The organism is Dactylosporangium aurantiacum (assembly GCF_000716715.1).
Taxonomy (GTDB): Bacteria; Actinomycetota; Actinomycetes; order Mycobacteriales; family Micromonosporaceae; genus Dactylosporangium; species Dactylosporangium aurantiacum.
The window spans coordinates 1-9270 of sequence record NZ_JNYJ01000102.1 but is presented as its reverse complement, the minus strand read 5'-3'; the positions used below and the strand labels follow the sequence as shown (position 1 = coordinate 9270).

Below are 9270 nucleotides of genomic sequence, written 5' to 3'. Positions count from 1 at the left end.
GAACCAACTACCGGAGACCTCGCCCATTGTCGATCTCCGACACGCACCCAACCACGTCAGGGCAGGTCAAGCACCACGCCCGAGTTCGACACACGACCTGGTGGGCCTGGGATCCGCGGATCGTCAGTACCGTCCTGATGGCACTGATCTACCTCGGCCAGCTCGGCCTGCGGGCAAGCAGCCCGGATCCGGAACGCGGCGCTCGGCGCGCCGGCGTCGCCGGGGTGCTGGGCTTCGCGATCGTGCCCGTCGTGCACTTCTCGGTCGTGTGGTGGCGTTCCCTGCATCAGCCGGCAACGCTGCTGGCGCCGGACCCGAGCCCGCCGATCGACGTGTTCATGCTGGTGGCGCTCCTGCTGTGCACCGCCGCAACCATGACGACCGCGGCCTGGCTGCTGTTGCGCCGGCTCGGCACCCTTCGTCCTCCGGCACCTCCAGCGCCGCGTCCGGCCGGCACCGAACGGCGCCGCACGCCCGCAGGGGCGGGCCGGTGACGGGCTGGAGCGCGGTCGTGGTGGGTCTCGTGCTCACCGCGGGTGCGCTGACGGCCGGCGTGTGGTGGACCGGGCGGCGGCGATGACCCCTCGTACGTCGCGGTGGCTCCTGGCTGCGGCCGTCGCCGGCACCGCCGGCATACTCACCGTGGCGGGCCTCCAGGACACGCTGACCTACTATCGCACGCCGTCCGAGGTGCTGCGCCAGCCGACCGAAGCCCGGGTGCGCCTCGGCGGTGAGGTGGTGCCCGGCTCGCTGCACCGCAGCGGCGAGCACACCCGGTTCCGCATCGGCGACGGCGCGGCCGAGGTGGCCGTGGACCAGGCCGCCGACCTGCCCGGCCTCGTCCGCGAAGGGCAGCAGGTCGTGGTCGAGGGCATCCTCGGGCCGGACCGCGTGTTCCGGTCGGACACCGTCATGGCCAAGCACGGCAACGAGTACCGGGCGGCGACCGCGGCGGCCGAGGTCCGGCGGTGACCGCCCACGTCGGTGCTCTGGCGCTCGGTGTAGGCGTGCTCGCCGCCACCCTCACGGCGCTGCTGTGGTTGCGGGTGGCACTGTTGGGCCGATCTGCGGTGCCTGCGCGGGCGGCCGGCTGGCTCACCCTGGCCGCCGCAGCCGGTGCCTGCGCGACGCTGGAGGCGGCGCTGCTGCGCCATGACTTCGGCGTACGGTACGTCGCCGAGAACGGCGGTCGGGGTGTGCCGGTGTACTTCACGGTGACCAGCCTGTGGGCGGCGCTCGACGGCTCGCTGCTGCTGTGGCTGCTGGTGCTGACCGGGTGCGCCGTGCTGATCGGCCGGAGCAGGGTCGCGGCCGGAGACTCCCTGCAGCCGTGGGCCTCCACGGTGCTTGCCGTCGTCACCGTCTTCTTCTTCGCCCTGACGTACTTCGCCGCGAACCCTTTCACCGCCGTGGAGCCGGCACCCGCAGACGGTCCTGGTCCGAACCCGCTGCTGCGCCAGCACCCGGCCATGGGTCTACACCCACCGATCCTGTACGCCGGGTACGTCGCCATGGCTGTGCCGTTCGCCTACGGTGTCGCGGCGCTGCTCGCCGGCCGCAACGACCCGCGTTCGGTCGCCCGGATGCGGCGCTGGACCCTGGTGGCGTGGTCCCTGCTCGCCGCCGGAATCACGCTGGGAGCCTGGTGGTCCTACGCGGTGCTCGGCTGGGGCGGCTACTGGGCCTGGGATCCGGTCGAGAACGCTTCCCTGCTGCCATGGCTCGCGGCGACCGCGCTGCTGCACACGCTCCTGCCGGCCGGACAGACGGCCTGGTTGCGCCTGCGCAGCATCGTGCTGGCCTGTTCGGGGTTCCTGCTCGTGCTCACCGGCACACTGCTGACCCGCTCGGGTGCCCTGAACAGCGTCCACACGTTCAGCGCCTCCGCCCTCGGCCCCATGCTCCTGGGCTTTCTGCTGCTGTCCGCAGCCGGCATCGCCGTCATCGCCCTGCGCAGGCCGCCACAACGGTTGTCCGACGCTCCGGCACGGCCACCGGGCTCGCGCCCGACCGTGCTGTCCGCCGGCGTCCTGCTGCTGGTGACCCTGGGCGCCGTGGTCCTCACCGGAACCCTGTTCCCGCTCGCTGTCCGTGCCATGCAGTCTCGCGACGCGACGGTCGGTCCTGCGTTCTACGGCCGTGCCGCCGTGCCCCTGGCCCTCGCCCTGCTCGCCGTCATGGGCCTCGCACCGATACTGCGCATCCGCCGGGCACCCGATTTCGCCGCGCTGCGCGTCCCGGCCGCGGTGGGCCTTGCCGCAGCGGCGGCCGCCGGACAGGTCGGCCGGCCCGGCATCACCGCCATCGCCGGCTGCGGCCTGGGCGCCTTCGTGCTGGCCGGCCTGGTCCCCGCCGCCCGCCGACGCCTCGGCGGGCACGACGCGCCGAGGCCGCGGCACCTGCTCGGCCGAGCCGGCTGGCTGCTCGCCCACGCCGGCCTGGCGGTCATCGCCATCGGTGTCGCGGTTTCATCCGGCTTCGGCGCTGCCGCCGAGCGACAGCTCAAGGTGGGAGACCGTATCACCACCGCAGGCGTGACCGCGGTGCTGACCGATGTGAGCCGCCATACCGAGGGGGACACGATGACGGTCGACGTGCATCTGCGCGTTCACCAGGGTGCAACGGAGGCTACCGTGGTACCCGAGCTGCGGTACTACCCCGCGCGGGACGCCACGGTCAGCGTGCCGGCGATCCGCTCCCGTCCGACCGGGGACGTCTACGCGACGGTGCTCGGCGTCACCGACGACGGCTCGTCGGCCACCGTCCGCCTGGCCACCAACCCGCTCGTCCCCCTCATCTGGTTCGGCGGCGGACTCCTCGCGCTCGGCGGGCTGCTGTCGGCGCTGCGATCACTGCGCCGGCCCCGGCGCGTCGCCGCCCGGGCCACAGGTACGCCCCCCGTGCTGGAGGCCGCGTCATGAGTTGGCCCAGGCGTCTGGCCGGCGTCGGCGTCACAGCGGGACTTCTCGCCGCCGGTCTGGTGCTCGCCGCCGGGCTACGGGCGCCGGGCGACGCCGCGTCGAACGCTGAGCCGGCAACCGTCACGCTGTCCCGGCCGGCGCCGCCGCTGCGCGGTTCGACGCTCGACGGCGGCCGCTTCGATCTGGCCGAGCAACGGGGACGAGTCGTGCTGGTGAACGTTTGGGCATCATGGTGCGCGCCCTGCCGCGACGAGTTGCCCGCCGTCGCCACGGCGCAGCGCCGCTGGTCCGAGCAGGGCCTCACCGTCGTCGGGGTCGACATGCGTGACGGCGCCGAGCCGGCCCGGCGGCTGCTCGACGAGCTCGGACTGGGCACGCTGGTCACCGTCACCGACCCGAAGGGCACCACGGCCGTCGCGTGGGGCGTCCGCGGAGTACCGGAGACCTTTGTCGTGGACCGCTCCGGCACCGTCCGGGTGTGGGCCCAAGGTGCGGTCGACATGGCATGGCTCGAAGCCCAGATCCCGAAGGCGCTGCGGGCATGACCGTCCGTCGCTGCCTGTGGTGGGCGCTGCTGCTCGCGCTGCTCGCGACCGCCGCAGCTGGAGGCTGGCGCTCGGTGCGGCCGGAGCCACCGAGCGTCACCGCCATCGCCGCGCAGCTGCGCTGCCCGGCATGCCAGGGCGAGTCCGTGGCCCAGTCGCAGTCACCGACCGCGGCCGCCATGCGGGACACGATCGCCCAGCAGCTCGCCGCGGGACGCAACGCCGAGCAGATCCAGCACTGGTTCGTGCAGCGGTACGGTCCCGACATCCTCGTCGACCCTGCGCACGGTCCGATCGGCGCCCTGCTGTGGCTGGTCCCGCTCGCCACCGCCGCACTCGCCGGCCTGCTGCTGGTCCGTGCCCGCAGACGGCGCGTCGCCCAGCATGATCACCCGTCGCCACGCCGGACGCCCGGTACGACGCGTCAATACAACCTCGCGGCGACGGCCGTCGTGCTGCTGGTCGCGGTGATCGCCGTGACGGCGCCGGGCGGTGCCGACGACGAAGCGCCGGCCGATACGCTGTCCACCACGTTGGCTGTCGCCCGGTCGATGGAGGACGCCGGCCGTTACGCCGAGGCGGCCGGGCTGTACGAGGACGCGCTGCGGCAGCGTCCGGACGACCGGATCCGGATCCGGCTGGCCTTTACACTCATCCGCTGCGACCGGGCCGGCGATGCCGTGACGATCGCCCGGGCGGTGGCCGATCGCGAGCCCGCCGACCTGCAGGCGGTGCTGGTGCTCGGCCTGGCCCAGCGGGCCGCAGGCGACCCCGCGGCGGCCGACACCCTCCGGCGCTTCCTTGCCGCCGCCCCGGACGACCCGTCCGCCGACCAGGTCCGCCGGCTGCTGGCGGCATCATGACCGAGGCCGACCGGCAAGGGCAGCCGAGCAGCAATCGGACCATTCTCGTGGCGTGCGCGGCGAACCTGGCCATCGCCATCGCCAAGGGCGTCGCGGCGCTGTTCACCGGCTCCGCAGCGCTATGGGCCGAGACCCTGCACTCGGTCGCCGACACCGGCAACGAGCTGCTCATGTGGCTCGGCCTGCGGCAGTCCCGGCGGCGCCCGGACCCGGCACACCCGTTCGGCCACGGCCAGGAGCGCTTCTTCTGGGCATTCCTCGCGGCACTTGGCATATTCCTCATCGGCGGGCTGCTCTCCATCGGCGAGGGGATCCGGAGCCTGCTGAACCCGGAACCGCTCGATGATCCATGGGTCGGCATCGCCGTGCTGGTGCTCTCCGCCGGGTTCGAAGGCTACTCTTGGCACACGGCCCGCCGGCAGTTGCAGGGCGACGCGCGCCGTCGCCGGCGGTCGCTGCCCGAACAGATCGCCCGGACCTCCGATCCGAGCGCGACGACCGTGTATCTGGAGGACAGCGCCGCGCTCGTCGGCATCGGGCTGGCGCTGGCCGGAGTCGCCCTGCACATGCTCACCGGCTGGCCCGGATGGGACGCCGCAGCCAGCATCGCGATCGGCCTGCTACTGACCGCGGTTGCCGTGCTCCTGGCTCGACGGTCCAAGGGTTTGCTCGTCAACGAGTCCGCCCCACCAGATGTCCTCGACCGCCTCCAGACGATCATCGGTGCACCACCGTGGATGCGGCGGATGACCGAGCTGCGAGCCATCTTCGTCGGCCCGTCGGCCCTGCTGGTGCTGCTGACTGTCGAGCCGGTCGCCTCGCTGCGCACAGAACCTGCCGAGCGGCTGCTCAAGGACGTGGACGCCCTACGCGAACGGCTGCAGGGCTCGCCGGCGGTACTCGAGGTCGCAGTCACCCTTATCGGTCCGGACGACGCCCGCGACCGCTGAGCAGCGCGGCGGATCAGCAGGGTTCGTCGCGGCCCGCCGGCGCGACCGGTCCAGACATCACCGAGATCCCGCCCTGCGCTTCGAAGACCGCCAGCCGGACCCCGTCGGTGCCGGCGTGACCGTGGCGGCGCAGGGCCGCGTCGAGATCGATCTGGGTAAGTCCGCAGCGGCGCAGCTGCCGACGGTCGACCTGCCCGTCGCGCACCAGCACGCGCGGCGGTGGGTCAATCAGGCGACGCGCGACCGGTTGGAAGCGAAGGCGCTGCACAACCGCGTGGACCGTCAGCAGGGCCAGCAGCGCCGCGGCACCGGTGGTCCATGCTGTGTCCCGGGCTGTTGCCGTCCGTCCGATCACCGCCCCGATCGCCGTGGCCACGACCCAGTCGAACGGGACGAGGTCGGCCAGCGTGCGCCGCTGGGTGAGCCGGAACATGGCCACGGCAATGGCGAACAAGACCGCCGCCTTGCCGGCCGCTGTTGCGGCATCGGCCGGCGAGCCGAGGCCCATCACGAGTGAAGTCCTGCGGTACGGGTCATTCTTGACCTCCCTCGCACAGCCGGCGGGCCGCGCGGTCGTCATTCCCGACAACCACCAGCACCTTGGGACCCTGACGCGGCCGGGTGTCCCGGCTCACGAGGCTGGTCCACATGTCGTCACCGGCCGGCTGATCACCGACGCGGCTGCCGTCGGTACGAACGCACCCTGCACGACGCTCAGCGTGGCCGGCGGCAGGCCACCGACGCTGCAGTCCCGGTTACGCCGGTGCGGCGCACAGCGACGGGCAGTAACGAGTCGAATTCGTAGCTGCAGGCACGCCGTGGGATCGCCGGGAACTGCGGACGCAACTGCTCCGGACGGGCGTCGCCCGGCCTGCGTGCCGGCCCGGGGTTGGCCAGGTCGACATCTCTCGTGCGCATGGCATCCTGTTCACGGCGGAGGGCCGGACAATGTGGTTGCGCATTCCAGCAGGAGGGCGTGCACGAACGCCTGGGGCAGGTTGCCGCGCAGTTGCCGCTGGCGGACGTCATACTCCTCGGCGAAAAGTCCGGGCGGGCCGCACGCGGCCCGATTGCGTTCGAACCACCGGGCGGCGGCGACGGTATCGCCGGCCCGGTGGTTCGCCAGGGCCATGCCGAAGCCGCACAGGAGAAATGCGCCCTCGGCGGTACCCAGCGGTTGGTCTCCGGCTTCAAAGCGATAGACATACCCGTCTTCGGCGAGATGGGCGCGCACCGCCGACAACGTCGCGGCCGTCCGGGGATCCCTCAACGGAAGGGCACCGCGGATTCCCGGAAACAGTAGCGCGGCATCGACCCGCGGATCACCGGGTGCACGTTGCCACCGCCCGCTGGGGTGCAGGCTCGTCGCTGTCGTTTCAGCCAGGATGCGCCTGGCCAACTCCTGATGGTGATCGACGGCGCCGAGGCCCTGAGCCGCGGCCTGCCGCAGACCGGCGACGCACGTGAGGCGCGAGTGGGTCCAAGCCTTAGGCGACAGCTCCCACATACCGGCATCGGGTTCCCGCCATCGTCGGCCGACCGCGTCCGCCGCAACTCGCACGGCCCGCCGGCCGTCGTCATCGAGCCGGCCGGCGCGAGCTGCAGCGGCCAGCAGCAGCATCACCTCGCCGAAGGCGTCGAGCTGGAACTGGCCGCGGACCCAGTTGCCGGTGCGGGCCGGCGCACCGGGGTAACCGGACAGGAATCCGAGCGTCTGCTCCTGCGGGACCGACCCGCCTGTCGCAGCCGCATACGCCGGGGCGAGGCGTGGCCCGTCGGCCAGCACCCGCTCCGATACGAAGCACACGGCCCGATCTAGCAGCTCATCCACCCCGGCTGCGGCGGCGGCGAGGCCGATGAAGCTCTGGTCGCGGATCCAGGCGTAGCGGTAGTCGTAGTTGCGGCCCGCCTCGGCACGCTCAGGCAACGACGTGGTGGCAGCGGCCACGGTGCCGCCGTCTGGCACCGATAGGCCGTGCAGCACCGCACAGGCGTGCCGGGCGTCGCGGCCGGCGAGGGTGCCGGTCAGGCCCGGCGCCGCCGCCCGCCATGTCCGCTCGGTTGCGTCCCAAGCACGTTGCACGTTGGGAGGTCGTGCCGTGAGCGGCCGGTCGGACAGCTCGAGCACGAGGTCATGACACTCTCCCTGCGCCACCACAAGCTCCGTCGACAGCACGCCGTCGGCGTCGGGCTGCGCCCCGTCAGCCCCGGTCCAGCGCAGAAACAGCGGCCCCGTGCGAGCGGTCCAGCTGTACTCATCACGGCGAAGGTCCTCAAGTGGCGCCCGGCCGAAGTCCGCGCGGGGATCGAGCGTCACCGTCACGCGGGCATCACCGTTCACAGCCTCGACCCGACGTAGCAGTGTCGCGCAGTGCGGGTCGGCGGGTAGGGCCAGCGCCTCCCGGCAATGGACGACTCCACCGGTCGTGACCCATCGACTGGTCCAGATGAGCGAGCCGGGTTGATAGAAGCCGCCCCAGACGTATCGCGCCGATGGCGACACCACGTATCGACCGCGTCCCCCGAGCAGGCTCGCGAAGATGGCGGCCGACTCCCACCGTGGCACGCACAGCCAGGAGACGTCACCGCGCGGGCCGATCAGTGCGCCCCGCCGGCCGTCTCCCAAAAACGCATACTGCCGTAGGACCTGCGGCTCCTGGCGCGCATCCTCCACTGCCACCGGTACCTTCTCACGCGGCGAAGGCAACGGCCGACAGCAGCGTGTTGGCCGGCTGACTGGGGTCCAACCGCATGTGCTGCACCACGAGCGGCACGCCGCTGACGATTACACTCGCGTGGTCGACGCCGCGGGGGATCGGCTCCGGATCACTGAGCTCGTCGAACCAGTGATGCAGCGTCCGCTCGGCCGGCACGGTGATTTTGCACGGACCGGCGGGAGATCGGCTGGTGAAGAAGACGGTGATGCTGCCGTGGGCGTCGGTTTCGCCGGACCGGTTCGGCAGGTGGCCCTCGGCGATGACCCACGTATGCCGCCGGATTCCGATCATGGTGCCCACCTCCTCAGATCGCGCTGGTTCGGCTCAGGACGGTCCGGCTGCGGGCAACGCAGCTCGCCGATTCTGTCGCTACTGACGGTCACCAGCGTGGCCACCGTGTGCGGTTCCCCTTCCCCGTGCTGCGCCGGCGTGACACGCACCGTTCGCGACGACGGCAGAACCCCTCGCCTCGGTCGTTACTTTTGTCGCCCAGCACACCGAGGACGGCGTCCACCCTGCACGATCAACCGTCTCGCCGACCGATCCTCCTATGACCTCTGCCATGCCTCCCTCCCCGGCCCGTCATGGGGCTGATTGATGCCTCGTGCGCAACAGCCACGGCCACTGCCGTCCAGGCGCGCAGCGTGCCACGACATCGCTACCCGCGCGGCCGGTTGTCAACCTGATACGGCGGCAGTTGCATCCGGCACATCATGCACGCCGGAAAATGACTCAACGAGCATGCCGTGCGTGGCGGATGCGCCGGCGTGCGGCAATAGCGGCGACGCGAACGGCCGCGCGAGGTGCTGGAGGTTCCCGGCTGACGCGACACGGCCGGACCGGCTCTCAGGCGGCAAGCAACGGCACCGGGAACGACCGAGTACTCGATGTGCCCGAGATTCTGCCGCCGATCGAGCGCTTGTACGGACAGGCCGCATGATCGGCTTCGACTGCTCGTCAGCCGGCACCTGCACCGTCGACGCTCGCGGTCAGCGGCACAATAGCGATGGGAACATGGCCCGGACCGCGATCACCGCTCATCCGTAAGCGCCCACCCCTGTCGCGCCGGAGCAGACGTACCTCTTGTCTGTCCGGTAGGCACAACAAGTTTCGCGAGGTCGTGTCCGCGCTGGTGGTGTAGGAGTCGGTCAGCGCTGATCCGTTGTGGTTGATGTTAGGTCGTGTGTCGAAGTCATAGCCATTCGTTGATCGCGGCGATGTGCAGGGTGGCTTCGTACCGGACGGCGAGCTTGTCGAAGCGGGTGGCGACACCG

Annotated in this window: 9 protein-coding genes; 6 read left to right on the top strand and 3 right to left on the bottom strand. The window is 71.7% G+C overall.

Features of this window, described 5'->3' with window-relative positions; all coding sequences use genetic code 11:
* Positions 1 to 26 precede the first annotated feature (26 nt).
* The 6 genes from ccsA (at position 27) to OP18_RS50150 (ending at position 5279) form a co-directional block, all read left to right on the top strand.
* Complete coding sequence (ccsA, locus tag OP18_RS50175) at positions 27 to 494, top strand: cytochrome c biogenesis protein CcsA (RefSeq protein WP_081971844.1); 468 nt, start codon at positions 27 to 29, stop codon at positions 492 to 494.
* An 82-nt stretch (positions 495 to 576) separates the two neighbouring features.
* A complete protein-coding gene (locus OP18_RS50170) occupies positions 577 to 972 on the top strand; it encodes a cytochrome c maturation protein CcmE (RefSeq protein WP_156090370.1) in 396 nt (131 codons plus the stop codon).
* Positions 969 to 2921 carry a heme lyase CcmF/NrfE family subunit gene (locus OP18_RS50165; protein WP_052388575.1) on the top strand — a complete coding sequence of 651 codons (1953 nt, stop codon included), beginning with the start codon at positions 969 to 971 and terminating at the stop codon, positions 2919 to 2921. The genes OP18_RS50170 and OP18_RS50165 overlap by 4 nt, the downstream gene beginning before the upstream one ends.
* Positions 2918 to 3466, top strand: coding sequence for a TlpA family protein disulfide reductase (locus OP18_RS56640; RefSeq protein ID WP_081971843.1), 549 nt, complete (start codon positions 2918 to 2920; stop codon positions 3464 to 3466). Before OP18_RS50165 ends, OP18_RS56640 begins: the two co-directional genes overlap by 4 nt.
* Positions 3463 to 4329 (top strand): cytochrome c-type biogenesis protein CcmH, encoded by an 867-nt coding sequence (locus OP18_RS54305; protein WP_052388573.1) that lies wholly within the window; start codon positions 3463 to 3465, stop codon positions 4327 to 4329. The genes OP18_RS56640 and OP18_RS54305 overlap by 4 nt, the downstream gene beginning before the upstream one ends.
* Positions 4326 to 5279: a cation diffusion facilitator family transporter gene (locus tag OP18_RS50150; RefSeq protein ID WP_033367816.1), complete on the top strand. Its 954-nt coding sequence runs from the start codon at positions 4326 to 4328 to the stop codon at positions 5277 to 5279. The genes OP18_RS54305 and OP18_RS50150 overlap by 4 nt, the downstream gene beginning before the upstream one ends.
* 13 nt (positions 5280 to 5292) lie before the next feature.
* Here the strand turns inward: OP18_RS50150 and OP18_RS50145 are convergent, their stop codons facing one another.
* The 3 genes from OP18_RS50145 to OP18_RS50135 form a co-directional block, all read right to left on the bottom strand.
* Entirely contained in the window at positions 5293 to 5859 is a 567-nt protein-coding gene (locus OP18_RS50145) for a DUF421 domain-containing protein (protein WP_211273932.1), read from the bottom strand.
* Positions 5860 to 6207: 348 nt separating this feature from the next.
* A complete protein-coding gene (locus OP18_RS50140; RefSeq protein ID WP_033367814.1) occupies positions 6208 to 7959 on the bottom strand; it encodes a glycoside hydrolase family 15 protein in 1752 nt (583 codons plus the stop codon).
* Between the two features lie 10 nt (positions 7960 to 7969).
* Entirely contained in the window at positions 7970 to 8287 is a 318-nt protein-coding gene (locus tag OP18_RS50135) for a sensory rhodopsin transducer (RefSeq protein ID WP_033367818.1), read from the bottom strand.
* Positions 8288 to 9270 lie beyond the last annotated feature (983 nt).

Coding starts and splice junctions, on each gene's coding strand:
- OP18_RS50145 (WP_211273932.1), bottom strand. CDS start 5,859: ATGACGACCGCGCGGCCCGCCGGCTGTGCGAGGGAGGTCAAGAATGAC.
- OP18_RS54305 (WP_052388573.1), top strand. CDS start 3,463: ATGACCGTCCGTCGCTGCCTGTGGTGGGCGCTGCTGCTCGCGCTGCTC.
- OP18_RS56640 (WP_081971843.1), top strand. CDS start 2,918: ATGAGTTGGCCCAGGCGTCTGGCCGGCGTCGGCGTCACAGCGGGACTT.
- OP18_RS50150 (WP_033367816.1), top strand. CDS start 4,326: ATGACCGAGGCCGACCGGCAAGGGCAGCCGAGCAGCAATCGGACCATT.
- OP18_RS50135 (WP_033367818.1), bottom strand. CDS start 8,287: ATGATCGGAATCCGGCGGCATACGTGGGTCATCGCCGAGGGCCACCTG.
- OP18_RS50170 (WP_156090370.1), top strand. CDS start 577: ATGACCCCTCGTACGTCGCGGTGGCTCCTGGCTGCGGCCGTCGCCGGC.